The organism is Arthrobacter sp. TJ-266, assembly GCF_058269115.1.
Map to the genome: position 1 here is coordinate 530,025 of NZ_JBZCNC010000002.1, position 25,755 is coordinate 555,779.

A 25,755-nucleotide genomic window follows, 5' to 3' on the forward strand; every position below is an offset into this window, starting at 1 on the left:
CCTAGCCCACGGCCCCTTCCATCTGCAGTTCGATGAGCCGGTTCAGCTCGAGGGCGTACTCCATGGGCAGTTCACGCGCGATCGGCTCGATGAAGCCGCGCACGATCATGGCCATGGCCTCGTCCTCGGGGAGTCCACGGGACATCAGGTAGAACAGCTGCTCCTCGCTGACGCGGGACACCGTGGCCTCGTGGCCCATGGTGACGTCGTCCTCCCGGATGTCCACGTAGGGGTACGTGTCCGAGCGCGAGATGGTGTCCACGAGCAGCGCGTCACAGCGCACCGTGTTGGCGGAGTGCTTGGCACCCTCGCGGACCTGGACCAGACCGCGGTAGGCGGCACGGCCACCACCGCGAGCCACGGACTTCGAGATGATCGAGGACTTCGTGTTCGGGGCGATGTGCACCATCTTCGACCCGGTGTCCTGGTGCTGGCCCTCGCCGGCGAAGGCGATCGAGAGCGTCTCACCCTTGGCGTGCTCGCCGACCAGGTAGACGGCGGGGTACTTCATGGTGACCTTCGACCCGATGTTGCCGTCGATCCACTCCATGGTGGCGCCCTCGTGTGCGATGGCGCGCTTGGTCACCAGGTTGTACACGTTGTTCGACCAGTTCTGGATGGTCGTGTATCGGACGCGGGCGCCCTTCTTCACGACGATCTCCACGACGGCCGAGTGCAGCGAGTCGGAGGTGTAGATCGGGGCGGTGCAGCCCTCGATGTAGTGCACGTACGAGTCCTCGTCCGCGATGATCAGCGTGCGCTCGAACTGGCCCATGTTCTCCGTGTTGATGCGGAAGTAGGCCTGCAGGGGGATCTCGACGTGGACGCCCTTGGGGACGTAGACGAACGAACCACCCGACCACACCGCGGTGTTCAGCGACGCGAACTTGTTGTCGCCGACCGGGATGATGGTGCCGAAGTACTCCTTGAAGAGCTCCGGGTGCTCACGCAGCGCGGTGTCGGTGTCGAGGAAGATGACGCCCTGGCGCTCGAGGTCCTCGCGGAGCTGGTGGTAGACCACCTCGGACTCGTACTGCGCGGCCACACCGGAGACGAGGCGGGCACGCTCGGCCTCGGGGATGCCGAGCTTCTCGTACGTGTTTCGGATGTCCTCGGGGAGGTCCTCCCACGTGTTGGCCTGCTTCTCCGTGGAGCGCACGAAGTACTTGATGTTGTCGAAGTCGATCCCGGAGAGATCGGCACCCCATGCCGGCATCGGCTTGCGGTCGAAGTACTTCAGGCCCTTGAGGCGCAGATCGAGCATCCACTGGGGCTCGTTCTTCTTGGCGGAGATGTCGCGGACGACCTCCTCGCTCAGGCCGCGGCGCGCGTTGTCGCTCGCCTCGTTCTTATCGGCCCAGCCGTACTGGTAGGTACCGATGCCCTCGAGCTCGGGGTTCTTCTCCAGGATGTCGTTGATCACCGACTCCGGCACTGTCGACGCAACTGCCTTGCGGTCTACTTGATCCGTCATCACGGCCTTCCTTGCTGATGGATGAACTCTTCGTCCGGGGTGCGCGGTTCCGCGGCCGGAGGGCCGGGGGTCACGTCGGTGCCGGCGACGGCGCCCGAGCTGGGCACCGTCGTCGTCCGCCCCAGGGGTATGTGGGTGGTGCACACGTGCCCGCCACCGGCGAGGGTGGAGAGCCGGCGTACGTCGACGTCGAGGAGCCGGGCGAACATGTCCGTCTCCTGCTCGCAGAACGCGGGGAACGCCGCGGCCAGCCCCTGGATGGGGCAGTGGCCCTGGCAGAGCTGCACGCTGAGCATCACCGGCCGCGTGGAGGACCCCACACGACCGCGCGGCTGCGGCAGCCCGACGGTCTTCGTCGATCCGACGAAACCGTCACGTGTAAGGGCTCCGGCGAGGGCATGGGCGCGCGCTTCAAGATCGGGCCCGGCGGCGTCGATGACGGGGCGGTAGCGCTCCTCCATCCCGGAGAAGCGGCTCCGCGCGAAGTCCTCGATGGCGGCGTGCCCCGCGGAGGCGCCGAGTTCCGAGAGCGCGGCGACGGCGATCCCGAGGTAGTCGGTGCCCATGCTCGTCTGGCCGCGCTGGCTGAGGACGTACCGGCGGGCGGGGCGGCCGGCGCCGGTGGCCGAGCTGCGGGCACGCTTGACCTCGATCAGCCCCTCCTGGGACAGGGCATCGAGGTGACGGCGCATGGCGGCGGGAGTGAATCCCAGGCTGTCGCCGAGCTCCGCGGCACTGACGGGGCCCTGCTCGAGCACGGCCGACAGGACGCGGTCCCGGGTCCGCTCATCGGGGTCGGGGGAGACGATCTGCGCGTTGCGGACGTCCTCGGGAAGAGCACGGGGAGACACAGTGGTCATGGTCCGTCCCTCCCGTCGTCGCCAAAATACACAACACGATCATGACCTAATGTATTCCTCTCCACCACTTAGGCGAGGCTTGCCATCCGAGCCCTGAACGCGCCTACTACCTGACGTAGAATACGAGGGTGCCGACCACCGCCCCCGCCCTCGAGATCGACGGCCTCATCAAGGACTTCGGGCCCGTCGGCGCCCTCGAGGGTCGCATGGTCCGCGTGCTCGACGGCGTGCACCTGACGGCCCGGCACGGCTCCGTGACCGTCCTGCTGGGCGCCAACGGTGCGGGGAAGACGACGACCCTCGAGTGCGCGCAGGGACTGCAGCGCGCCGACGGCGGCACGGTGCGCCTGCTCGGCGCCGATCCGTCGAAGGCGACCCCCGACCTCCGCGCCCGGGTGGGCGTCATGCTGCAGGAGGGTGGGCTCCCACCGTCGGTCAAGCCGATGTCCCTGCTCCGCCACGTGGCCTCCATGTACGTGGATCCCCTCCCGGTCGACGCCCTCGCGGAGCGGCTCGGGCTCGTCGACTTCGGCCCGGTGTCCATCCGCAGACTCTCCGGCGGTCAGAAGCAGCGGCTCGCGCTCGCCTGCGCCCTCGTCGGCAGGCCCGAGGTCGTGTTCCTCGACGAACCCAGCGCAGGGCTCGACCCGCAGTCGCGCACCATCGTGTTCGACCTCATCAGGGAGCTGCGCGCGGACGGGCTCGCCGTCATCCTGACCACCCACCTGCTCGACGACGCACAGCGCCTGGCGGACTACGTCTACATCATCGAGGGCGGCCGGACCGTGGCCGAGGGGACGGTCGCGGAGCTGACGGCCGAGACCGACGCCGACGGCAGCCGGGAACTCCGGTTCGAGACGATGCCCGGGCTGACCCTCCCCGACGACCTCCTGCCGCACCTGCTGCAGCGCGAGACCGAACCCGGGCAGTACGTCCTGCGCGGCGCCCTGACCGCCGCGGATGTCGCCCGGCTGGCGATGTGGTGGGACGCCTGCGGGGTCATGCCGACGGCCCTCTCCATGACGCCGCGTTCGCTCGAGGACGTCTTCCTCGACATCTCGGGACGGAGCATCCGATGACCTCCGAAGCCACCGCGTCACCGATCGGACGCGGGATGACGACCTCCGCTCGGGCGGCCTCGCTCCCCGTGCGGGTCCTCCGCCACGGCGGGTACGAAGCCATGGCCATGCTCCGGAACGGCGAGCAGCTCGTCCTGGCGATCGTGCTCCCGCTGCTCGCGCTCACCGCCCTGGTGCTCACTCCCCTGCTCGACGCCTACGGCCCGAGCCGCATCGACATCGCGGCGCCCGGCGTCCTCGCCCTGTGCACCATGTCCACGGCCTTCACGGGTCAGGGCATCGCCACGGGCTTCGACCGCCGCTACGGCGTCCTGCGCTACCTCTCGACCACGCCGCTGGGGCGGTCTGGCCTGATCCTCGGCAAGGCGGTGGCGGTCGTCGCCGTCCTGGCCGTCCAGCTCGTGGTGATCGGCGGGGCCGCCGTGCTGCTGGGCTGGACGCCGCGACCCGAGGGCATCCTGGCCGCGGTGCTGCTGCTCCTCCTCGGGTCGGCGGCGTTCACCGCGCTCGGCCTGCTGGTGGCCGGGACACTCCGCCCGGAAGCAACGCTGGCGGTGACCAACCTCGTGTGGATCCTGCTGGCCGCGGCCGGCGGGGTGATCATCCCGGCGTCGGGCCTGCCCTCCGCCGTGGCCCCGTTCGTCTCCGTCCTGCCGTCCTCCGCGCTCGGCGACGGGCTGCGGAACGCTCTCGCCGAGGGCGTGCTCGATCCCCTCTCCTGCCTGGTGCTGTTCGTCTGGGCAACCCTCGCCAGTCTGGCGGCCATCCGCTGGTTCTCTTGGAGCTGATCACATGACAGGTACACCGCTCTCCGTCCTCACCGACCGGCTCCCCCGGACCACCTCCCCGCTGGTCCGGCGACTGGCCATCGCCTCGCTGGTGTCGCAGATCGCCATCGTGGTCACCGGAGGTGCCGTGCGGCTCACGGCCTCGGGTCTCGGCTGCCCCGAGTGGCCGCGGTGCACGGCGGACTCGATCGTGACGACGCCGGAGATGGGCTTCCACGGCGTCATCGAGTTCGGCAACCGGCTGCTGACCTTCGTCCTGGTGATCATCGCCGTGGCGATGATCATGTCGGTGCTGGGCATGCGCCGTGAGCGGAAGGACCTGTTCCGCCTGTCGATCGCGCTGTTCCTGGGGATCCCAGTCCAGGCCGTGATCGGCGGCATCACCGTGTGGACCGACCTCAACCCGTGGGTGGTGGGTCTGCACTTCATCGTGTCGATGGTGCTCGTGGCGCTCGCCACGGTCCTCGTGAACCGCGCCCGGCTCTCGCACGCCCAGTACACGTCCCCACGCCTCGCGGCCGCGCCGCCACGCCTGCGCGCACTCCTCACGGCCTTGACGGTCCTCACGTCGATCGCCGTCGTGCTCGGCGTGATCGTGACCGGCTCCGGTCCGCACGCGGGCGATCACGGTGCGGCACGCAACGGACTGGACCCGGCCCTGATGACGCGCGTGCACGCACTGCCCGTGTACCTGCTGGTCGCCGTCGTCGCCGTCGCGCTCGTCCTCGCCTACCGCTCACAGGTCCACCACAAGCTCCGCAAGGCCCTCACGCTGCTCGTCGCCGTCGTGCTCGTCCAGGGCGCCATCGGCTACACGCAGCACTTCCTGCACCTGCCGGTGGCTCTCGTGGCCCTGCACATGCTCGGCGCCTCGCTGCTCATGGCGGCAGCCGTACACGCCCAGTACACGGGCACCACGCGGCGGACGCTGCCCGGCACCCAGCCCGCCGCCGTCGTGCGCCGATCGGTCGACGCGACGCACTGATCCGCGGGGGTGAGCCGGGTGGACCCGCGCAGATCCGGCTGACCCTGGGGGCCTCCCGGACCGTCCGGGCCGGTCACCTCACAATGCTCAGGAGGCGCGGCCGTCCCGGGTGTCGTCGAACGCCGCCTCCACGAGGTCGAGGAGCCGTCCGAGCTCGCGTGACTCGGACCCGGGGCTGGGAAGCAGCGGCGGGCGCGGGTCGCCGGCCGCGATGCCGCAGGCGCGGGCCAGGAGGTGCAGGCCGCTGATCTTCCGCAGGCCGGCCACATGCTGCACGAGGGGCTGGAGGACGCGGCGGATCCTCTCGACCTCGGCGTGGTCCGCGGCCAGCACGGCCGCGCGAAGGCCCGCGTAGGCGTACGGCAGGAGCGCAGCCGGACCGCTGTGCCAGGCGTCCGCCGCGATCTCCCCCGTCATCATGAGGAGGTCGCCGCTCACGCCGTGACTGAAACCCTCGGGAACCCGCGCGGACAGGTCGGCGTGCCGGGCGTTGAAGGCGAGGGTGTCTCCCGCCGTGTCCTTGAAGGCCACCACCTGCGGCAGCGCCGCGAGTTCCGCGACGACGTCGAGCGAGTAGTCGAACTGCGTGGTGCCCGGGTTGTTGTACAGGCACACGGGGAGGTCGGTCACGGCGCAGACGGCGCGTACCTGGGCGATGACCTCGTCATCGGTGAGCGGCACGTAGGACACGGGTGAGAGCACGAGCCCCGCCGCACCGGCGGCCTGTGCGTCCTCGACGGCGTCGAGGACCTCGCGCGTCCCGACCGAACTGATGCCCACGGCCACCGGGAGCCTGTTCTCCACGGCCGCGATGGCGGTACGTGCCACCAGTGCCCGCTCGGCGCGGTCGAGGTAGGCGAAGCTCCCCGAGGATCCGAGGACCGTGACGGCGTCCGCACCCGAGCCGGGCAGACCCCCGACGAGGAGCGCGAGGTCCGCGTGGGACACCGCGCCGTCGGACGTGAACGGGGTGATGGGATAGGCGATGAGGCCGGTGAAGTCCATGGGCCAACCCTAGGCCGCGCGCGGCACTCCGGGGGCCCGCCGGACCGTCGTGGAAACCAGGAGCGTCAGGAGCCCGCGGCCCGCCGGGACGTCAGGAGAGGACGGCCGCGCCGACGAAGGGATCGATGGCGAGGGCGAGGAACAACACGGTGAGGTAGCTGATGGAGCCGTGGAAGACCTTCATGGCGGCCTTGTTGTCCGAGGTCCCCTGCTGGGCCAGGGTGTGGAGGCGGTGCGACTCGCGGATGAACCACGCCCCGCCGAGGAGGGCGGCGGACGTGTACACCCAGCCGGCACCCGCGGGTACCAGGAGGAGGGAGCAGGCCACCATGGCCCAGGCGTACAGGACGACCTGCACGGAGACCACGCGCGCGCCGGCGACGGCGCCGAGCATCGGGACGCTCGCGGCGTTGTAGTCGTCGCTGTACTTCATGGACAGGGGCCAGTAGTGCGGCGGCGTCCACAGGAAGATGATGAGGAACAGGACGACGGCGGGCCACTCGACGGAGTTGGTCACGGCGGCCCAGGCGATCAGGACGGGCATGCACCCCGCTGCGCCGCCCCACACGATGTTCTGGGACGTGCGGCGCTTGAGCACCAGGGTGTAGACCACCACGTAGAGGAAGATCGCGCCGATCCCCAGCAGGCCCGCGAGGGGGTTCGCGCCGAACCAGAGGACTGCGATCGCGACGACGCCGAGAACCCAGGAGAAGACCAGGGCCTCACGCGGTGAGACCTCACCGGTGACGAGCGGTCGGTTTTCCGTGCGGTGCATGAGCCGGTCGATGTCGCGGTCGATGTAGCAGTTGAATGCTCCCGCGCTGCCGGCCGCGAGGGCGCCGCCGATCATCGTGGCGAGGATCAGGCCGAGGGGCGGGAAGCCGCCCTGGGCGAAGATCATCGTCGGAAGAGTGGTCACCAGAAGGAGCTCGATCACGCGGGGCTTCGTCAGCGCGAGGTAGGCGCGGGCAGTGCGCGCCAGACCGCGGCGGGCCTGCGGGGATCGAGCCGGAGCAGGAGCCTGCTGGGTCTTCACAAGGCAACACTTTCGTTTCTTCCGGAGTAAAAGACACCACCATCATACCCTTTTACAGCGTGTAGAAATCGGACCCGGAACGGCTTACGCACGTGGGCTGCTAGCCGCGAACAGCCCTTCGGGACCGCCCGCGCGTCACGCGCCCCCGGGTCCCCCGGATGTCACGCATGACATTCTTCGACGCCCACCTGCCAAGCACAGTGCGAAGGGATAGTGTGGGAAGGAAAGCCCGCTGTTGAAGCATGCCCGGAACCACGCCCTCCGGATGTGGTGCTGTCATCGGTCGGAGCCGACTCGTGCAGGATCAACGGAGAACTGTCAGAGGACGGCATGCCTCACGGCATCCGTCCCTTGATCGTTCCGGATGGAAAGGGGCCCGGAAACGTGGCGCAGACGCAACAGCAGGACTTCGAGTGGACAGAGCACGACCAGAAAGCGGTCGACACCGTCCGCGTGCTCGCGGCGGACGCCGTCGAGAAGGTGGGGAACGGGCACCCCGGTACGGCGATGAGCCTGGCCCCGGCCGCCTACCTGCTGTTCCAGAAGCTGATGCGTCACGACCCGTCGGACCCCGAGTGGACCGGCCGCGACCGCTTCGTCCTCTCCCCCGGTCACACGTCCCTGACGCTGTACATCCAGCTCTTCCTCTCCGGCTACGGCCTGGAGCTCGACGACCTGAAGGCGCTGCGCACCTGGGGATCGCTGACCCCGGGACACCCCGAGTACCGCCACACCAAGGGCGTCGAGATCACCACCGGCCCCCTCGGCCAGGGTCTCGCCACGTCCGTGGGCTTCGCGTACGGCCAGCGCCGCCAGCGCGGCATGTTCGACGCCGAGGCCGCTCCGGGCACCAGCCCCTTCGACCACACCATCTGGGTCATCGCCTCCGACGGTGACCTCCAGGAGGGCGTCACCTCCGAGGCCTCCTCCCTCGCGGGCCACCAGCAGCTCGGCAACCTCGTGGTGCTCTACGACGAGAACCACATCTCCATCGAGGACGACACCGACATCGCGTTCACCGAGGACGTCCTGAAGCGCTACGAGGCCTACGGCTGGCACACGCAGCGGGTGGACTGGACGAAGACCGGCGAGTACGTCGAGGACGTCGCGGAACTGTACGCCGCCCTGCTCGCCGCCAAGAACGAGACCTCGAAGCCGAGCATCGTCTCGCTCCGCACCGTCATCGGCTACCCCGCGCCGACCAAGCAGAACACGGGCAAGATCCACGGCTCCGCACTCGGCAAGGACGAGGTGGCGGCCCTCAAGGAGAAACTCGGGTTCGACCCCGAGCAGCACTTCGACGTCGACCCCCAGGTCCTCGAGCATGCCCGTGGAGTCGTCCAGCGCGGCGCAGACGCGCACCGCACCTGGCAGGAGGGCTTCGACGCCTGGAAGGCCGGCCATGCCGACGAGGCCGCGCTGCTCGAGCGCATCCAGGCGCGCACCCTTCCCGAGGGCTGGGAGGCGAGCCTGCCGAGCTTCGAGGCGGGCAAGGACATGTCCACCCGCGCGGCGTCGGGTAAGGTCCTCACGGCGATCGGCCCCGTGCTCCCCGAGCTGTGGGGCGGCAGCGCCGACCTCGCCGAGTCCAACAACACGACCATCGAGGGTTCGCCCTCCTTCGTCCCGGAGAGCCGGCAGACGAAGGCGTGGTCGGGCAACCAGTACGGGCGCGTGCTGCACTTCGGCATCCGCGAGCACGCCGCTGCGGCGATCGTGAACGGCATCGTGATGCACAGCAGCACGCGGGCCTTCTCCGGTACCTTCCTGATCTTCAGCGACTACCAGCGGCCCGCGGTGCGCCTCGGCGCGCTCATGGGTGTCCCCGCGATCTACGTCTGGACGCACGACTCGATCGGACTCGGCGAGGACGGCCCCACGCACCAGCCCGTGGAGCAGCTCTCCTCGCTCCGCACCATCCCGGGGCTCGACGTCGTCCGACCGGGTGACGCGAACGAGGTCGCCGTCGCGTGGCGCACCATCCTCGAGAACACCGAGAACCCGGCGGGCATCGTCCTCACGCGCCAGAACATCCCCACCTACGAGCGGGGCGAGGGCGCCGCGTCAGGCACCACCTTCGGCTCGGCGGAGGGTGTCGCGAAGGGCGGGTACGTCCTCGCGGACGCGACGAACGGCACGCCCGACGTCATCCTGATCGGCACCGGGTCGGAGGTCCAGCTGGCCGTGGAGGCACGCGAGCAGCTGGAGTCGCAGGGCATCTCGGCGCGCGTGGTTTCCATGCCGTGCCTCGAGTGGTTCAACGCGCAGGACGCCGCGTACCGCGACAGCGTGCTGCCGCGTACCATCCGCGCCCGCGTCTCCGTCGAGGCCGGTGTCTCGCAGAGCTGGCACGGGATCGTGGGCGACGCCGGACGCAGTGTCTCGCTGGAGCACTACGGCGCCTCGGCCGACTACAAGACGCTCTACCGCGAGTTCGGCATCACGGCCGACGCCGTGGTGGCAGCGGCCAAGGACTCCCTGGAGGCCGTCGCGTCCGATCCCCTCGCGCCCAACGGGACCGCGGCTCTGCCCTCGGGCCACCGAGCCACCGAGACCGGCGACCACCAGTAGCCGGTCACCCGCCGTCACCACGCACACACTCCGCAGTACCCGCACTCGCCGCAGCATCCGCACACACTCCGCAGCAGCGGACAAGGAGCACATCATGACCACAAACACAGAACAACTCTCCGCAGCAGGCGTCTCGATCTGGCTCGACGACCTCTCCCGGGAGCGCATCAACTCCGGCGCCTTCAAGCACCTCATCGAGGACCTGAACGTCGTCGGCGTCACGACCAACCCGAGCATCTTCGCCGCGGCACTGAAGAAGGGCGAGTCCTACGCCTCCCAGGTGGGCGCGCTCGCCGAGGCCGGCGCCGACGTCGACCAGGCCGTCTTCGACATCACCACGCACGACGTCGCGCAGGCGTGCGACATCTTCGCCGAGGAGGCCGAGCGCACCCATGGTGCAGACGGCCGCGTGTCGATCGAGGTGGACCCCCGCCTCTCGCGTGACACCGCCGGAACCATCGCCGAGGCCAAGCGCCTGCACGCGAAGGTCCAGCGCACCAACGTGCTCATCAAGATCCCCGCGACGGTCGAGGGTCTCGAAGCCATCTCGGAGACCCTCGGTGCGGGGATCAGCGTCAACGTGACCTTGATCTTCTCGCTCGAGCGGTACCGGGCGGTCATCAACGCCTTCATGATCGGTCTGGAGCAGGCGCGGGAGAACGGCCACGATCTCTCGAAGATCCACTCGGTCGCCTCCTTCTTCGTCTCCCGCGTGGACGCGGAGATCGACGCCCGCCTCGACGCGATCGGTTCCGAGGAGGCGACGGCGCTCAAGGGCAAGGCCGGGCTCGCCAACGCGCGCCTCGCCTACCAGGTGTTCCAGGAGCAGTTCTCCTCCGAGCGCTGGCAGGTCCTGAAGTCCGCGGGCGCCAACGCGCAGCGCCCCCTGTGGGCATCCACCGGCGTCAAGGACCCGAACCTCCCGGACACGCTGTACGTCACCGGCCTCGTGGCGGCGGACGTCGTCAACACGATGCCCGAGAAGACGCTCGACGCGACCGCCGACCACGGCGTCGTCGAGGGCGACACGGTCACGGGGACGTATGCCGAGTCCACCGACATCCTCGACCGGCTGGATGCCCTGGGCATCTCCTACGCCGAGGTGGTGGAGCTGCTCGAGACGGAGGGTCTCGACAAGTTCGTGGCCAGCTGGTCCGAGCTCCTCGAGACCGTCCAGGCAGCACTCGACGCGGCGAAGGGCTGATCCCATGGGCTCCTTCGCTCTCACCGCCTCCGGCGACGCCCTGACCGCCGTCGACTCCGCGGTTCCCACGCTCGTCGCCGACCGTTTCGCCTCACGGCTGATGGCGAAGGACGCCACCCTGTGGGGCCCCGATGCCGAGTCCGAGGCGTCGATCCGCCTCGGCTGGATCGACCTGTTCGAGGGGTCCCGCGCCCTGCTGCCCGAGATCGCGGGACTCCGCGCCGACCTCAATTCCGAGGGCGTCGACCGCATCGTGCTGTGCGGCATGGGCGGCTCCTCGCTGGCGCCCGAGGTCATCACGAAGGAGGCCGGCGTCGAGCTGGTCGTCCTCGACGCCACCGACCCCGAGCAGGTGCGTGCCGCCCTCGCTGAGGACCTGCAGCGCACGGCCGTCGTCGTCTCCTCGAAGTCGGGCTCCACCGTGGAGACCGATTCCCAGCGCCGGCTCTTCGAGCAGGCCTTCATCGACGCCGGCATCGACGCGGCATCGCGGATCATCGTGGTCACCGATCCTGGCTCGCCCCTCGAGGAGGCCTCGCGGGCGGCGGGCTACCGCAAGGTGTTCACGGCCGACCCCGCGGTGGGCGGGCGCTACTCGGCCCTCACCGCGTTCGGGCTCGTGCCCTCCGGCCTCGCCGGGGCGGACATCGAGACCCTGCTGGACGACGCCGAGGACAGCGCCGAGTTCCTGGGCGACGACGACTCGGACAACGTGGGGCTGCAGCTCGGCGCCGTGCTCGGCGGCACCTCCCCCCTGCGCGACAAGATCGTGTTCGCCGACGCCGGCTCCGGCCTCCCCGGATTCGCCGACTGGGCCGAGCAGCTCATCGCCGAATCCACGGGCAAGCTCGGCACGGGCCTGCTGCCCGTGGTCGCCTCGATCGACGCGCCCGAACTGGCCGACGTGGCGGACGACGTCCTGCCGGTGGTCCTCGCGCCGTTCGACGAGGCGCCGAGTGACGAGTCGACCACCGGGACGCGGGTGACCGTCAGCGGCTCGCTCGGCAGCCAGATGTTCGTCTGGGAGTACGCCGTGGCCGTCGCCGGGAGGTTGCTGGGCATCAACCCCTTCGACCAGCCCGACGTCGAGGCGGCCAAGAAGGCCGCTCGCGGCCTGCTCGACGCACAGCCCGCCCCGACCCCCGCCGCCTTCACGGACGGCGCCGTCGAGGTCCGCGGCGACGCCGCGCTGCTCGGGTCCTCCCGCACCGTCCGCGACGCGCTGGAGGCCCTGCTGGCGACACTGCCGGCGAACGGCTACCTGTCGGTGCAGGCCTATCTCGACCGGCACCGCCAGTCAGCACTCGAAGGTGTGCGCGCGCCGCTCGCCGCCGCCTCGGGTCGTCCGGTGACCTTCGGGTGGGGGCCGCGGTTCCTGCACTCGACGGGCCAGTACCACAAGGGCGGGTCACCCATCGGGGTCTACCTGCAGCTCACCGCTGCCGCCGACGCCGACCTCGCCATCCCCGATCGGCCGTTCACGTTCGGCGAGCTCATCACGGCGCAGGCAGCCGGTGACGCGCAGGTCCTCTCCGACCACGGCCGTCCCGTACTCCGCCTGCACCTCACGGACCGCGCGGCCGGCGTGGCGCAGGTCCTGGACGCGGTCGCCTCGCTCAACCGCGCACCCGAGCCCTCGGCCGACGGTTCGAGCGGCGAGCTGTGAGCGTGACGGAGAACAGCTCGCCGACACGCCCCGCGAACCCGCTGAGGGATCCTCGCGACCGCCGGCTCAGCCGCATCGCAGGGCCGTCCTCCCTGGTGCTGTTCGGCGTCACGGGTGACCTCGCGCGGAAGAAGCTCATGCCCGCCATCTACGATCTCGCGAACCGGGGGCTCCTGCCGCCGAGTTTCGGGCTCGTGGGCTTCGGGCGCCGTGACTGGAGCAACGAGGACTTCGTGCAGCAGGTCCGTGAGTCGGTGACGCAGCACGCCCGCACACCGTTCAACGAGACGGTGTGGCAGCAGCTCTCCGCCGGCATCCGCTTCGTCCGTGGCGAGTTCGACGACGACGACGCGTTCCGGAACCTCAAGGCCTGCATCGAGGAGCTGGACACCAACCGGGGCACGCGGGGCAACCACGCCTTCTACCTCTCGATCCCGCCCAACGCCTTCGAGGCGGTGTGCCAGAAGCTCTCCGAGCACGGCCTCGCCCAGCCCGACGACGGCCAGTGGCGGAGGGTGGTCATCGAGAAGCCCTTCGGCCACGATCTCGCCTCGGCACGGGACCTCAACCGGATCGTCGAGGAGGTCTTCCCGCCCGACGCGGTGTTCCGCATCGACCACTACCTCGGCAAGGAGACGGTCCAGAACATCCTGGCGCTCCGGTTCGCCAACCAGCTCTTCGAGCCGCTGTGGAACGCCAACTACGTGGACCACGTCCAGATCACCATGGCCGAGGACATCGGCATCGGGAGCCGGGCCGGGTACTACGACGGCGTCGGAGCCGCGCGCGACGTCATCCAGAACCACCTCCTGCAGCTCCTGGCCCTGACGGCCATGGAGGAACCCATCTCCTTCGACGCCCACCACCTGCGCTCCGAGAAGGAGAAGGTCCTCGCGGCCGTCTCGCTGCCCGAGGACCTGACCGGTCGGTCGGCCCGCGGGCAGTACGAAGCCGGCTGGCAGGGCGGCGAACACGTGAACGGCTTCCTCGAGGAGGACGGCATCCCGGAGGACTCGACCACCGAGAGCTTCGCCGCGCTCCGTCTGGACATCAACACCAGGCGCTGGTCCGGCGTCCCGTTCTACCTGCGCGCCGGCAAGCGCCTCGGTCGGAGGGTGACGGAGATCGCCGTGGTGTTCAAGCGTGCCCCGAACCTGCTGTTCCGTGCCCACGACGAGGAGGACTTCGGCCAGAACGCCGTCGTCATCCGGGTGCAACCCGACGAAGGCGTGACCATCCGCTTCGGCTCGAAGGTGCCCGGCACGCAGACCGAGGTGCGCGACGTCACGATGGACTTCGGCTACGGCCACTCCTTCACGGAGTCCAGCCCCGAGGCCTACGAGCGGCTGATCCTCGACGTCCTGCTCGGCGAACCGCCGCTGTTCCCCCGACAGCAGGAGGTGGAGCTCTCCTGGAAGATCCTCGACCCGTTCGAGAAGCACTGGGAGACCCTCGACGGTCAGCCCGAGCCGTACGTCCCCGGTAGCTGGGGCCCCGCATCCGCCGACGAGCTACTCGCAGCCGACGGCCGAACCTGGAGAAGGCCATGATCGTCGAACTACCCGACACCACCACCTCGAAGGTGTCCAAGGAACTCATGAGCATGCGCGACGCCGGTGGCGTCGTGGCGCTCGGGCGTGTCCTCACGCTCGTGGTCATCACCCGCTCCGGGTACGAGGAGGAGGCGATCGACGCCGCGAACGACGCTAGCCGCGAGCACCCCTGCCGCATCATCGTGCTGGCGGAGGGCTCGTCGGACGAGCCCACCCGCCTCGACGGGCAGATCCGCGTGGGTGGCGATGCGGGAGCGTCCGAGGTCGTGGTACTGCGCGGGTACGGCGAGCTCGCCGACGAGAACGAGTCCCTCGTCTCCGCGCTCCTGCTGCCGGACGCGCCGATCGTGGCCTGGTGGCCGCACGGCGTACCCGAGGCTGCGGCGCGCACCTCGATCGGAGGGATAGCCCACCGCAGGATCACCGATTCGGCGAACGAGGACGATCCCACGGCGGCGCTGTTCAACATCAGCAGGACCTACACGGCCGGTGACACGGACCTGGCCTGGACCCGCCTCACCAACTGGCGGATCCAGCTCGCGGCGGTACTCGACCAGGTCGCGGGCGACGCCCCGGTCACGGCCGTCACGGTCGAGGGCGCCTCCGACTCCCCCAGCACCGTGCTGCTCGCGGCATGGCTCACGAGGGCGCTCGACGCACCCGTGACGATCGTGGCCGGACCCGCGGGAACAGGACTGAAGCGCGTCCTGCTGACCCGGGAGGGCGGCGACATCGAGCTGCACCGCCCCGGTCACGACGTCGCCGAGCTGCACCAGCCGAACCAGCCCGTGCAGAGCATCTCCCTACCGCGCCGCGGCCTGAGGGACTGCCTCGCCGAGGAGCTGCGGCGCCTCGACCCCGACGAGGTCTTCGGTGAGGTCATCACCGAGGGCCTCGCGCGAACCAACCTGAGGAGTGTGCACACGAGTGAGCGCTGATCCGACAGTCAGTATCCATCCGTCCCAGGACTCCCTGGCGGCTGCGGTCGCCGCGAGGCTGATCACGCGGCTCGTGGACGTGCAGAGCGAGCGGGGGACGGCGACGATCGTGCTGACCGGCGGATCGATCGGTACGGCAGCGCTCCGCGCGGTCGCCGACTCGCCGGCGCACACCGCCGTCGACTGGTCGCACGTGGACATCTGGTGGGGCGACGAGCGCTTCCTGCGCGCCGAGGACCCCGACCGCAACGCCGTGCAGGCGCGTGCCGCACTGCTCGACCGCGTCGGCATCGACCCCGTCAGGGTGCACGAGTTCGGCTCGAAGGACGACTTCCCCGACGAGGACGCCGCGGCCACCGCGTACGCGGAGGACCTCGCCGCGGCCGCCCGGGCGGAACTCGACGCCGATGGGGAGGTGGACCAGGTGGACCCGCGCCTCCCCCGCTTCGACGTCCTGTTGCTCGGGGTGGGCCCCGACGCCCACGTGGCGTCCCTCTTCCCCGAGATGGCCGGTATCCGGACCAGGGGCGCGACGACGGTCGGCGTCCCGGATGCGCCGAAACCACCACCGCAGCGGGTCTCGCTCACCCTCGAGGCGATCACCACCGCCCAGGAGGTGTGGCTGTCCGTCAGCGGCAGCGACAAGGCCGGCGCCGTGGGGCTCGCCCTCGCCGGTGCGGGCCACGTCCAGGTTCCCGCAGCGGGAGCGCGGGGCCTGCGGAAGACGCTGTGGCTCATCGACCAGGATGCCGCCCAGAAATTGCCGGGCCGCCTGATCGATCACGACGACGACTGACCGAGTGCACGCGTCGCGACGTCGTCCGTGACGGGCCGAGCACGACGAAGCCCCTGTCTCCCGAGGAGACAGGGGCTTCGTGCTGCACCGGCGCAGGGCCGGCGCGACAAGTGTTCGGGCTGAGGTCCTACGACTCGCCGGCGAAGCGCTGGATGAGTCCGAGGGCGACGATCACGACGCCCCAGGCCAGTCCCAGCGCCACGGTGAAGCGGTTGAGGTTACGCTCGGCGACGCCCGAGGAACCCATGCTCGAGGTCATGCCTCCGCCGAACATGTCCGACATGCCACCGCCCCGGCCCTTGTGCAGGAGGATCAGGAGAGTCAGCAGCAGACTGGTGATCCCGAGCAGGACGAGCAGGATGATACGAAGGATTTCCACGGGGCCCTTTCAAGGCTCGATTACCGCCGCCGGAGGCTGCGGGCGCGCGTGACTAGTCTGTCACCAGATGCTGTTCGAACCTGACGATACTAGCAAATTCGGAGACATCGAGACTCGCACCGCCGACCAGCACGCCGTCGACGTCGCGCTCCTTCAGGATGCTGGCGGCGTTCGCCGCCTTGACGGAACCGCCGTAGAGCAGGCGGGTCCCGGCTGCCGTGGACGCGTCGAACAGGGTGCCGAGCTCGGCGCGGATCGCGGCGCACATCTCCTGCGCGTCCTCCGGCCCGGCCACTTCACCGGTGCCGATCGCCCAGACGGGCTCGTAGGCGACCACGAGCGTCGCGGCCTGCTCGGCCGTGAGCCCTGCGACCCCCCGGCGGAGCTGCTCGAGGGTGTGCTCCACGTGCGTTCCCGCCTGGCGGATCTCGAGACCCTCACCGACGCAGAGCACGGGCACGAGGCCGTGCCGGAAGGCCGCCTGCACCTTCCGGTTGAGCAGCTCGTCCGACTCCTGATGGATGGTGCGGCGCTCCGAGTGCCCCACGAGCACGTAGGTGCAGTCCAGCTTCGCGAGGAACTGCCCGGAGATGTCGCCGGTGTACGCGCCGGAGTCCTCGGGTGAGAGATCCTGGCCACCGTAGACGACGTCGAGGGTGTCCCCCTTCACGAGGGTCTGCACGCCCCGCAGGTCCGTGAACGGCGGGAAGACCGACACCTCGACGCGCGAGAAGTCGTGACCGGCGTCGTCGAGGGTCCATGCGAGCTTCTGCAGGAAGGTGATGCCCTGCATGTGGTCGAGGTTCATCTTCCAGTTGCCCGCGATGAGCGGGCGGCGGTCGAAGACGCCGTTGGTCGAGGTGGTCATCGTCAGTGCTCCATCTGTTCGTCCCATGACGACGGGATCCGCGGAGCACGTGCTCCGCGGATCCCGCCATCCCTGTCCGTCCACTGCGGACGGTTCCTACGTATGCTGCAGCGCTCCGGACCGGGGCGCACGAGCGCCATCGGTCCGTGCGTTGCTAGTCCCGCTCGAGCGCGGTGAGCCCGGGGAGTTCCTTGCCCTCGAGGTATTCGAGGCTCGCCCCGCCACCGGTGGAGATGTGGCCGAACTGCTCGTCGGCGAAGCCGAGTCCCCTGACGGCGGCCGCGGAGTCACCGCCGCCCACCACCGTGAGGGCGCCCTTCGCCTGCGCGTCGACGAGGGCCTGGGCCACGGCACGCGTGCCGCCGGCGAAGGCGTCGAACTCGAACACGCCCATCGGTCCGTTCCAGAACACCGTGCGGGCCTCGGCGATGTTGGCGGCGAAGTCCTGACCCGTCGCCGGGCCGATGTCCAGCCCGATCCCGGAGGCACCGAAGCTCCCCGACTCGATGGCGTCCGCCGCAGCCACGCTGTGCCCGGCATCGGCGGCGAAGCGCTCGGCGACCACGATGTCGGTGGGCAGCACGAACTGCGTCCCGTCACGCGAGCCGCGCTCGAGGTACCCGCGGACGGTCTCGATGCGGTCCTCCTCCAACAGGCTCGCGCCCACCGCGTGGCCCTGCGCCGCGAGGAAGGTGAAGACCATGCCGCCTCCCACGAGGATGCGGTCCGCGGTACCGATCAGGTTCTCGATGACCGCGAGCTTGTCGGACACCTTCGAACCACCGAGGACGACGACGAACGGCCGCTCCGGTTCCCGGGTGAGCTTCTCGAGGACCACGAGCTCGGCCCTGACGAGATCGCCCTGGTAGGCCGGGAGCAGTGCGGCGATGTCGGAGACGCTGGCGTGCCTGCGGTGCACGGCACCGAAGGCGTCGTCGACGTACGCGCCGTCCTCCCCCGCCAGCCCGGCGAGCTCGCGGGCGAAGGCCGACCGTTCGGCGTCGTCCTTGCTCGTCTCGCGGGCGTCGAAGCGCACGTTCTCCAGGACGAGCACCTCACCCTCTGACAGCGCTGCGGCGGCGCTGCGTGCGCCGTCGCCCGTGGTGTCCGAGGCGAGGGTGACCGGGAAGTCGGCGAGCTCACGCAGCACGTCGACGGCGGGCCGCAGGGAGTACTTCTCCTCCGGTGCGCCCTTGGGCCGCCCGAGGTGCGCCATGACGATGACGGCGGCGCCGGCCTCGGTCAACCGGCGCAGGACGGGCAGGGAGGCCCGCACCCGTCCGTCGTCGGTCACCGCGAGGTCCGGGACCTCCCCCTCGAGGGGCACGTTGAGGTCCGAGCGGACGAGGACGCGCCGTCCACGGACGCCCTCGGCCAGGAGGTCGTCGAGTGTTGCGTGAGCCACGGTCGCCCGCGCCTAGGAGAGCTTGCCGGCGACGATTTCGGTGAGGTCGACGAGGCGGTTCGAGTAGCCCCACTCGTTGTCGTACCAGCCGACCACCTTGACCTGGTTGCCGATCACCTTGGTGAGGCCGGAGTCGAAGATGCACGACGCCGGATCCGTCACGATGTCCGAGGACACGATGGGCGCGTCCGTGTAGGAGAGGTAACCCGCGAGCGATCCGCTCTCGGCAGCCGCCTTGTACGCGGCGTTGACCTCGTCGACGCTGACCTCGCGGCCCACGGTGACGGTGAGGTCGGTGGCGGAGCCGGTGGGCACGGGCACGCGGATGGCGTAGCCGTCGAGCTTGCCCTTGAGCTCGGGGAGCACCAGGCCGATGGCCTTGGCCGCACCCGTGGAGGTGGGCACCATGTTGATCGCGGCGGCACGCGCGCGGCGGAGGTCCTTGTGCGGGCCGTCCTGCAGGTTCTGGTCCGCCGTGTAGGCGTGGACCGTGGTCATGAGGCCGCGCTCGATGCCGAACGCGTCGTTCAGCACCTTCGCCAGCGGGCCGAGGCAGTTCGTGGTGCAGGAGGCGTTCGAGATGATGTGGTGCGTCTCGGGGTCGTAGTCGCCGTCGTTCACGCCGAGCACCACCGTGAGGTCCTCGTCCGAGGCAGGAGCGGAGATCAGGACCTTCTTCGCACCCGCGTCGATGTGCTTCTGCGCATCGGCGGCCTTCGTGAAGAAGCCGGTGGACTCGATGACGATGTCCACGCCGAGGTCAGCCCAGGGCAGGTTCGCGGGGTCACGCTCGGCGAGGACACGGACGCGCTTGCCGTCCACCAGGAGATCGCCGCCGTCCACCTCGACCGTGGCCTTCAGGCGGCCGGTGACGGAGTCGTACTTCAGGAGGTGTGCGAGGGCCTCCGGGCTCGTGAGGTCGTTGACGGCAACGATCTCGAGGTCGGCGCCCTGCTCGAGTGCCGCACGGAAGTAGTTGCGGCCGATGCGGCCGAAGCCGTTGATTCCAACACGAGTAGTCACTGCTGATCTCCTTCATAGGGGTGCTGCCGTGCGAGCCCTCCTCGGGCGGCTTCGGCGACGGATACATCTGGTTCCTGGCACACCGTCGTGCCGACGTCGAACAGGTTCTGCTGGGGACCACCGGCGGGCGGCTCCCCTGGCGTCAACTCTACTGAGCACCCCGCCATTCCGGGGGGCCCGGGGTGGGTTGCCCCGGGCGGACGGCCATGCTGCGGCACCGTCCGCCGGGGCGACCCGGGGAGATCAGACGCCGGGCGTGATGAGGACGCTGGCCCCGGTGCGTGCGGCCTGGAAGCGGGTCTGGACGTCGGCCCAGTTCACGAGGTTCCACCACGCCTTCACGTAGTCGGGCTTCACGTTGACGTAGTCGAGGTAGAAGGCGTGCTCCCACATGTCGAGCATCAGCAGCGGGATGGTGCCCACGGGCACGTTGCCCTGCTGGTCGTACAGCTGCTCGATCACGATGTTCTTGCCCAGGGGCTCGTAGGCCAGGACGGCCCAGCCCGAGCCCTGCAGCGACGTGGCCGCCGCGGTGAAGTGTCCGCGGAAGGCGTCGAAGGAGCCGAAGGCGTCATCCAGGGCCGCCGCGAGCTCACCCTCGGGCTTGTCGCCGCCCTCGGGCGACATGTTCTTCCAGAAGATGCTGTGGTTGATCACACCGCCCACGTGGAACGCGAGGTCCTTGGAGAGCTTGGGGATGGTCCCGAACTGTCCCGTGGCGCGTGCCTCGGCGAGCTGCGCGAGCGCGTCGTTGGCGCCCTTCACGTACGTGGCCTGGTGCTTGGAGTGGTGCAGTTCCATGATGCGGCCCGAGATGTGGGGCTCGAGGGCGGCGTAGTCATAGTCGAGATCCGGCAGTACGTATTCGCTCACGTGATCCTCCAGGTAGTGATCGGATTGCTCGCCCGGTCCGCACAGCACGATAGCGCGGCGGGCGCCCCGCTCGATCAAAAGCGGGTTACCGTTCCATCCTATGCACTCGGCTACTCGTCGAGCATGTCCGCGGTCACATTGGCGTCCGTCCCCGGGATCCCGATGTCGGACGCCCTCTTGTCGGCCATCGCGAGCAGCCTCCTGATGCGCCCCGCGATGGCGTCCTTGGTCATCGGCGGGTCCGCGAGCCGGCCCAGTTCGTCGAGGCTCGCCTGCTTGTGGGCGACCCGCAGCTCACCGGCGTAGCGCAGGTGCTCGGGTACCCCCTCGCCGAGGATCTCCAACGCGCGCTCCACACGGGCGCCCGCTGCGACCGCGGCCTGCGCCGAGCGCCGCAGGTTCGCGTCGTCGAAGTTCGCGAGCCGGTTCGCCGTGGCCCGCACCTCCTTGCGCATGCGCCGCTCCTCCCACACCATCAGCGCGTCGTGCGCGCCCATGCGGGTCAGCAGTGCGGCGATGGTGTCCCCGTCGCGGATCACCACGCGGTCCACGCCGCGGACCTCGCGCGCCTTCGCGGAGATCTCGAGGCGGCGTGCCGCCCCGACCAGGGCGAGCGCGGATTCGGGCCCCGGGCAGGTGACCTCGAGGGATGAGGAACGTCCCGGCTCCGTGAGGGACCCGTGCGCGAGGAAGGCACCGCGCCATACGGCCTCGGCGTCGGCCGTCGAGCCGTTGACGACGGCGGACGGCAGTCCGCGCACGGGGCGCCCGCGGCTGTCGAGCAGTCCGGTCTGCCGTGCGAGGGACTCGCCGTCGCGCACCACGCGCACCACGTACCGGTTGCCGCGCTTCAGGCCCTGGCCCGACACCACGATGATCTCGCTGCTGTGCCCGTACACCTCGGCGATCGCGGCGCGCAGGCGCCGGGCGGTCGAGGCGAGGTCCACCTCGGCCTCGATCACGATCCTCCCCGAGATGATGTGCAGGCCCCCGGCGAATCTCAGCAGCGCGGACACCTCGGCCTTGCGGACCGAGGACTTCTTGACGTCGAGGTGCGACAGCTCCTCTTTGACGTCGGCGGTCAAGGCCACAGATACACTCCTAGATCTCCCGAAAGATGTCGTTGTAGGACGTCGCGAGCCGCAGCGGATCGTGTACGGGCTTACCGGTCGAAACTCCCACTGTACCGAAGACGGCACGCCCACCCATCCCCTCGACGACCCGCTCGAACTCCTGGCGGTCGCCGATCACGGTGGGGTCGGCAAGGACGACATCGACCGTCAGGTCGGGCGCGTAGCGGCTGATCACCTTCAGGTGATCGACCGCGCTCATGCCCTGTGTCTCCTTCGTGTCGTTGCTCAGGTTCATGGTCAGGCAGCGTTTCGCGGACGTCCGGCAGAGGGCCTCGCGCAGCTCGGGGAGGAGGAGGTGCGGCAGCACCGAGGTGTACCAGGAGCCCGGTCCGAGGACCACCCAGTCGGCCAGTTCGACCGCCTCGAGCGCGTCCTCGCAGGCCGGCGCACCGGCCGGCAGCAGCCGCAGGTTGCTCACGTTGCCCGACGCCGCCGCGACGGCGAGCGAGGCCTGGCCCTTCACGGTCCTGACACGCAGCGATCCGTCGGTCTCGCTGAGGACGTCACCCTCGATGGTCAGGGGAACGCTCGCCATGGGCAGCACCTGGCCGCGGGCGCCGAGCAGGGCGCCGGCCCACTGCAGGCCCGCCACGGGATCGCCGAGCAGCTCCCAGAGCGTCACGATGAGGAGGTTGCCCATGGCGTGGCCGTCGAGTGAGCCAGGGGCATCCCCCCGCGCCGCGAAGCGATGCTGCATGACGTCGCGCCAAGTGCGGCCCCAGTCCGTGTCGTCGCACAGTGCGGAGAGCGCCATGCGCAGGTCCCCCGGAGGCAGCACGCCCAGTTCCTCGCGCAGCCGGCCCGATGACCCGCCGTCGTCCGCCACGGTCACCACGGCCGTCAGCTCCTGCGTGAGGAGGCGGAGGGCCGACAGGGAAGCCGAGAGCCCGTGTCCGCCGCCGAGCGCGACGACCCGCGGGGCTCCGGACTGGGCGTCGCCGGAGCGCCGGCCGGCCGGCGGAACAAGCGGCAGGGGGCCGGAGAACAGCGCCACTACTCGCGCCCGAGGTCCCGGTGGTGGGCGGCGACCTGCACTCCCGGCAGCTGGGCGAGTCGCTGGGCGATCTCCTCGGTGACGGCCACGGAGCGGTGCTTCCCACCCGTGCAGCCCACGGCGATCGTGGCGTAGTGCTTGTTCTCGCGCCGGTAGCCGTCGAGCACCGGGATGAGGGAGTGGACGTAGCGGTCGATGAACTCCGCCGCACCCTGGGCGCCGAGGACGTACTCCCGCACGGGGGCGTCGAGGCCGGTCTGCGGCCTGAGGACGGGCACCCAGTGGGGGTTCGGGATGAAGCGGACGTCGGCCACGTAGTTGGCGTCCACCGGCAGCCCGTACTTGAAGCCGAAGCTCATGACGTTGAGACGCAGCACGATGGGGCCCGAGGCCGAGAACAGCTCGGTGACACTCGTGGCAAGGGCGTGGACGTTCAGTTCGGACGTGTCGATCACGATGTCCGAGGCGTGCTTCATCTCCTTCAGGACCTCGCGCTCGGCGGCGATCCCGTCGAGGATCCGACCGTCGCCCTGAAGGGGATGCGGCCTGCGCCCCTGCTCGAACCTGCGCACGAGCACGGAGTCGTTCGCGTCGAGGAAGAGCACGCGGTAGGTGACGCCCGCCGCGCGGAGCCCGGCGAGGGCCGTCTTGATCTCGCTGAACAGCTCCTTGCCGCGGACGTCGATCACCACGGCGAGCTTCGGGATGGACTGCGGAGTCCGCGCCACCAGCTCGGTCAGGGTGCCCAGCATCTGCGGGGGCAGGTTCTCGACGACGTACCAGCCGTGGTCCTCGAGCGCGTTCGCCGCGGTGCTGCGGCCGGCGCCGGACATGCCCGTCACCACCAGCAATTCGGACTCGGTGGGTTTGACCGGCGTCAGGCTCGTGGCCTCCGTCATGGTGGTGCATCCGTTCCGGGTCGACGGGGCCGCCTGCGATCCGGCGTGCCCGTGGTGTGCGGTGTTCGCGGCACGCTGGGCGCCGTCCTCCTCACACTAGCTAATCTTCGATGATCTCGCCCGTGGTCATGTTCACGGCAGGGGCCGGGGCGTCCTCGGCGGCCACGGCGAGGGATGCACGGACCGTGGCGGCCAGGGCGGGCCCCACCCCGGGCACGACGGTGAGCTCCTCGACCGAGGCCGCCCGGATCCGCTTCACCGATCCGAAGTGCTTGAGCAGCGCCTTCCGCTTCGCCGGGCCGAGCCCCGCGACGTCGTCGAGCGCGGACGCGGTCATGGACTTGCCCCGCTTCTGCCGGTGGAACGTGATCGCGAACCGGTGCGCCTCGTCACGGATGCGCTGCAGCATGAACAGCCCCTCCGAAGCCCGCGGCAGGATCACGGGGAACTCGCTGTCCGGCACCCACACCTCCTCGAGGCGTTTCGCCAGTCCGATCACGTACACGTCGTCGATCCCGAGGTCCTCGAGGGCGCGGGAGGCCGCGGCCACCTGCGGTGGTCCGCCGTCGACCACCACCAGGTTGGGCGGGTAGGCGAAGCGGTTGCGCGTCACCGCCGTGGTGGTGTCCTGCACGGGATCCCCGCGGTCCCCACCGGGATCGACGACGTCGTCGAGCTGGGGGTGCGCGAGGACCGAGGCGTCGTCGTCCACCGCCGCGTCATCGATGTCCGGGGCCGCGGCGTCCCGCACCTCGCCGTTCTTGCCGGCCAGGTAGTTGCGGAAGCGCCGGTGGATGACGTCGTACATGGAGGCCGTGTCGTCACGCGCGGCGTCGCCCGTGATCGAGAACTTGCGGTACTCGGACTTCCGCGGCAGGCCGTCCTCGACCACCACCATGGAGGCCACCACGTTGGTGCCCTGCACGTGCGAGATGTCGAAGCACTCGATGCGCATGAGCGGCGTGGGGAGGTCGAGGGCCTCCTGCAGCTCCTGCAGGGCGGCCGAACGCGTGGTGATGTCACCGGCCCGCCGGCCCTTGTGGAGCCTCAGGGCCTCGGCGGCGTTCTGCTCGACGGTGGCGAGCAGCGTCGCCTTGTCGCCCCGCTGCGGGACCCGGACGTCCACGCGCGCGCCTTTCAGGCCGCGCAGCCACTCGAGCATCTGCGCCTCGTTGCTCGGCATGACCGGCACCAGCACCTCGCGCGGGATCGGCTCGTTCGAGCTGATGCTCTCGCCGTAGACCTGCTGCAGCAGGTGTTCCACGAGATCGGGGGTGTCCATGTCCTCGACCTTCTCGACCACCCAGCCGCGCTGGCCGCGGATCCTGCCGCCCCGCACGTGGAAGACCTGCGCGGCGGCTTCGAGCTCGTCCTCGCGCAGCGCGAAGATGTCGGCGTCGGTGTCCTCGCTGAGCACGACGGTGTTGCGCTCGAACACGCGCCGCAGCGCGGCGACGTCGTCGCGCAGGCGGGCGGCGCTCTCGAAGTCGAGGTCGGCGACGGCCGCGGTCATCTCACGCTCGAGCCCGGAGATGAACTTCTTCGCCTCGCCGGACATGAAATCGCAGAAGTCTTCGGCGAGAGCACGGTGGTCCTCGACGCTGATGCGTCCCACGCAGGGCGCCGAGCACTTGTCGATGTACCCGAGCAGGCACGGCCTCCCGGTGCGCTCGGCCCGCTTGAAGACCCCGGCGCTGCAGGTCCGCACGGGGAACACCCGGATCATGGTGTCGACGGTCTCGCGGATGGCCTTGGCCGGGTAGAACGGGCCGAAGTACCGGGTGCCCTTCTTCTTGTCCCCGCGCATCACCTGGACCCGCGGGTACTTCTCGCCCAGGGTGACGGCGAGGTAGGGGTAGGACTTGTCGTCCCGGAACATGATGTTGAAGCGCGGGTCGAACTCCTTGATCCACGTGTACTCGAGCTGGAGCGCCTCGAGTTCGCTGCCCACCACCGTCCACTCGACGCCGGCCGCGGTGAACACCATGCTGCGGGTCTTGGGGAGCAGCCCCTGGGGGTTGGCGAAGTAGGAGTTGAGCCGGGACCGGAGGTTCTTGGCCTTGCCGACGTAGATCACGCGGCCGTGCTCGTCACGGAAGCGGTACACCCCGGGATCGGTCGGGATCTCGCCGGTCTTCGGCCGATAGGTCACTGGGTTCGCCACGTCCTCCATCGTAGGACGGGCCCCGGACACCCGAGCACCGGACGGCCCCCGTTCCGCTCACC

Annotated in this window: 22 protein-coding genes; 9 read left to right on the forward strand and 13 right to left on the reverse strand. The window is 69.9% G+C overall.

Annotated elements, in window-relative coordinates; all coding sequences use genetic code 11:
* Window position 1: 1 nt before the first annotated feature.
* Together sufB and AC4D12_RS07260 are read right to left on the reverse strand one after the other, a co-directional pair.
* Window positions 2-1,474 carry a Fe-S cluster assembly protein SufB gene (sufB, locus tag AC4D12_RS07255; RefSeq protein WP_490949223.1) on the reverse strand — a complete coding sequence of 491 codons (1,473 nt, stop codon included), beginning with the start codon at window positions 1,472-1,474 and terminating at the stop codon, window positions 2-4.
* Window positions 1,474-2,334 (reverse strand): helix-turn-helix transcriptional regulator, encoded by an 861-nt coding sequence (locus tag AC4D12_RS07260; RefSeq protein ID WP_490949224.1) that lies wholly within the window; start codon window positions 2,332-2,334, stop codon window positions 1,474-1,476. Before AC4D12_RS07260 ends, sufB begins: the two co-directional genes overlap by 1 nt.
* Window positions 2,335-2,462: 128 nt before the next feature.
* On the opposite strand from AC4D12_RS07260, the gene AC4D12_RS07265 reads away from it, so the two are divergent.
* The 3 genes from AC4D12_RS07265 to AC4D12_RS07275 are packed head-to-tail and all read left to right on the forward strand — an operon-like array spanning window position 2,463 to window position 5,186.
* Complete coding sequence (locus AC4D12_RS07265; protein ID WP_490949225.1) at window positions 2,463-3,413, forward strand: ABC transporter ATP-binding protein; 951 nt, start codon at window positions 2,463-2,465, stop codon at window positions 3,411-3,413.
* Window positions 3,410-4,201, forward strand: coding sequence for an ABC transporter permease (locus AC4D12_RS07270; protein WP_490949226.1), 792 nt, complete (start codon window positions 3,410-3,412; stop codon window positions 4,199-4,201). The genes AC4D12_RS07265 and AC4D12_RS07270 overlap by 4 nt, the downstream gene beginning before the upstream one ends.
* A gap of 4 nt (window positions 4,202-4,205) precedes the next feature.
* Complete coding sequence (locus AC4D12_RS07275) at window positions 4,206-5,186, forward strand: COX15/CtaA family protein (RefSeq protein ID WP_490949227.1); 981 nt, start codon at window positions 4,206-4,208, stop codon at window positions 5,184-5,186.
* A gap of 87 nt (window positions 5,187-5,273) precedes the next feature.
* Here AC4D12_RS07275 and AC4D12_RS07280 read toward each other — a convergent pair whose 3' ends face one another.
* Both AC4D12_RS07280 and AC4D12_RS07285 read right to left on the reverse strand, forming a co-directional pair.
* Complete coding sequence (locus AC4D12_RS07280; protein WP_490949228.1) at window positions 5,274-6,191, reverse strand: dihydrodipicolinate synthase family protein; 918 nt, start codon at window positions 6,189-6,191, stop codon at window positions 5,274-5,276.
* Between the two features lie 91 nt (window positions 6,192-6,282).
* A complete protein-coding gene (locus AC4D12_RS07285) occupies window positions 6,283-7,227 on the reverse strand; it encodes a heme o synthase (RefSeq protein WP_490949229.1) in 945 nt (314 codons plus the stop codon).
* Window positions 7,228-7,611: 384 nt separating this feature from the next.
* Between AC4D12_RS07285 and tkt the strand changes: the two genes are divergently transcribed.
* The 6 genes from tkt to pgl all read left to right on the forward strand — a co-directional run bounded on the left by tkt (window position 7,612) and on the right by pgl (window position 15,955).
* Window positions 7,612-9,798 carry a transketolase gene (gene tkt / locus AC4D12_RS07290; RefSeq protein WP_490949230.1) on the forward strand — a complete coding sequence of 729 codons (2,187 nt, stop codon included), beginning with the start codon at window positions 7,612-7,614 and terminating at the stop codon, window positions 9,796-9,798.
* A 94-nt stretch (window positions 9,799-9,892) separates the two neighbouring features.
* Entirely contained in the window at window positions 9,893-11,002 is a 1,110-nt protein-coding gene (gene tal, locus AC4D12_RS07295) for a transaldolase (protein ID WP_490949231.1), read from the forward strand.
* A gap of 4 nt (window positions 11,003-11,006) precedes the next feature.
* On the forward strand, window positions 11,007-12,668 hold the full coding sequence (locus tag AC4D12_RS07300) for a phosphoglucose isomerase-related protein (protein ID WP_490949232.1): 1,662 nt from the start codon (window positions 11,007-11,009) through the stop codon (window positions 12,666-12,668).
* Window positions 12,669-12,709: 41 nt separating this feature from the next.
* Entirely contained in the window at window positions 12,710-14,218 is a 1,509-nt protein-coding gene (gene zwf / locus AC4D12_RS07305; protein ID WP_490949511.1) for a glucose-6-phosphate dehydrogenase, read from the forward strand.
* A complete protein-coding gene (locus AC4D12_RS07310; RefSeq protein ID WP_490949233.1) occupies window positions 14,215-15,159 on the forward strand; it encodes a glucose-6-phosphate dehydrogenase assembly protein OpcA in 945 nt (314 codons plus the stop codon). The genes zwf and AC4D12_RS07310 overlap by 4 nt, the downstream gene beginning before the upstream one ends.
* Complete coding sequence (gene pgl, locus AC4D12_RS07315) at window positions 15,149-15,955, forward strand: 6-phosphogluconolactonase (protein WP_490949234.1); 807 nt, start codon at window positions 15,149-15,151, stop codon at window positions 15,953-15,955. The genes AC4D12_RS07310 and pgl overlap by 11 nt, the downstream gene beginning before the upstream one ends.
* 127 nt (window positions 15,956-16,082) lie before the next feature.
* Here the strand turns inward: pgl and secG are convergent, their stop codons facing one another.
* The 9 genes from secG to uvrC form a co-directional block, all read right to left on the reverse strand.
* On the reverse strand, window positions 16,083-16,334 hold the full coding sequence (gene secG / locus AC4D12_RS07320) for a preprotein translocase subunit SecG (protein ID WP_043445180.1): 252 nt from the start codon (window positions 16,332-16,334) through the stop codon (window positions 16,083-16,085).
* 52 nt (window positions 16,335-16,386) lie between these two features.
* On the reverse strand, window positions 16,387-17,202 hold the full coding sequence (gene tpiA / locus AC4D12_RS07325) for a triose-phosphate isomerase (protein WP_490949235.1): 816 nt from the start codon (window positions 17,200-17,202) through the stop codon (window positions 16,387-16,389).
* 154 nt (window positions 17,203-17,356) lie between these two features.
* Entirely contained in the window at window positions 17,357-18,607 is a 1,251-nt protein-coding gene (locus AC4D12_RS07330) for a phosphoglycerate kinase (protein WP_490949236.1), read from the reverse strand.
* A gap of 12 nt (window positions 18,608-18,619) precedes the next feature.
* The gene (gene gap / locus AC4D12_RS07335; protein ID WP_490949237.1) at window positions 18,620-19,630 is read right to left on the reverse strand and encodes a type I glyceraldehyde-3-phosphate dehydrogenase; all 1,011 of its coding nucleotides are present in this window, start codon (window positions 19,628-19,630) and stop codon (window positions 18,620-18,622) included.
* Window positions 19,631-19,873: 243 nt separating this feature from the next.
* On the reverse strand, window positions 19,874-20,503 hold the full coding sequence (locus AC4D12_RS07340) for a superoxide dismutase (RefSeq protein ID WP_490949238.1): 630 nt from the start codon (window positions 20,501-20,503) through the stop codon (window positions 19,874-19,876).
* 110 nt (window positions 20,504-20,613) lie between these two features.
* The gene (gene whiA / locus AC4D12_RS07345) at window positions 20,614-21,594 is read right to left on the reverse strand and encodes a DNA-binding protein WhiA (protein WP_490949239.1); all 981 of its coding nucleotides are present in this window, start codon (window positions 21,592-21,594) and stop codon (window positions 20,614-20,616) included.
* Between the two features lie 10 nt (window positions 21,595-21,604).
* Window positions 21,605-22,630, reverse strand: coding sequence for a gluconeogenesis factor YvcK family protein (locus AC4D12_RS07350; RefSeq protein ID WP_490949240.1), 1,026 nt, complete (start codon window positions 22,628-22,630; stop codon window positions 21,605-21,607).
* The gene (rapZ, locus tag AC4D12_RS07355; protein WP_490949241.1) at window positions 22,630-23,529 is read right to left on the reverse strand and encodes an RNase adapter RapZ; all 900 of its coding nucleotides are present in this window, start codon (window positions 23,527-23,529) and stop codon (window positions 22,630-22,632) included. Before rapZ ends, AC4D12_RS07350 begins: the two co-directional genes overlap by 1 nt.
* 100 nt (window positions 23,530-23,629) lie before the next feature.
* A complete protein-coding gene (uvrC, locus tag AC4D12_RS07360; protein WP_490949242.1) occupies window positions 23,630-25,693 on the reverse strand; it encodes an excinuclease ABC subunit UvrC in 2,064 nt (687 codons plus the stop codon).
* Window positions 25,694-25,755 lie beyond the last annotated feature (62 nt).

What these genes read in the sequence shown, in the direction of transcription:
- sufB (WP_490949223.1), bottom strand. Translation starts at nt 1,474, where the DNA reads ATGACGGATCAAGTAGACCGCAAGGCAGTTGCGTCGACAGTGCCGGAG.
- AC4D12_RS07260 (WP_490949224.1), bottom strand. Translation starts at nt 2,334, where the DNA reads ATGACCACTGTGTCTCCCCGTGCTCTTCCCGAGGACGTCCGCAACGCG.
- AC4D12_RS07270 (WP_490949226.1), top strand. Translation starts at nt 3,410, where the DNA reads ATGACCTCCGAAGCCACCGCGTCACCGATCGGACGCGGGATGACGACC.
- AC4D12_RS07275 (WP_490949227.1), top strand. Translation starts at nt 4,206, where the DNA reads ATGACAGGTACACCGCTCTCCGTCCTCACCGACCGGCTCCCCCGGACC.
- AC4D12_RS07280 (WP_490949228.1), bottom strand. Translation starts at nt 6,191, where the DNA reads ATGGACTTCACCGGCCTCATCGCCTATCCCATCACCCCGTTCACGTCC.
- tal (WP_490949231.1), top strand. Translation starts at nt 9,893, where the DNA reads ATGACCACAAACACAGAACAACTCTCCGCAGCAGGCGTCTCGATCTGG.
- AC4D12_RS07300 (WP_490949232.1), top strand. Translation starts at nt 11,007, where the DNA reads ATGGGCTCCTTCGCTCTCACCGCCTCCGGCGACGCCCTGACCGCCGTC.
- AC4D12_RS07310 (WP_490949233.1), top strand. Translation starts at nt 14,215, where the DNA reads ATGATCGTCGAACTACCCGACACCACCACCTCGAAGGTGTCCAAGGAA.
- tpiA (WP_490949235.1), bottom strand. Translation starts at nt 17,202, where the DNA reads ATGACCACCTCGACCAACGGCGTCTTCGACCGCCGCCCGCTCATCGCG.
- rapZ (WP_490949241.1), bottom strand. Translation starts at nt 23,529, where the DNA reads ATGACGGAGGCCACGAGCCTGACGCCGGTCAAACCCACCGAGTCCGAA.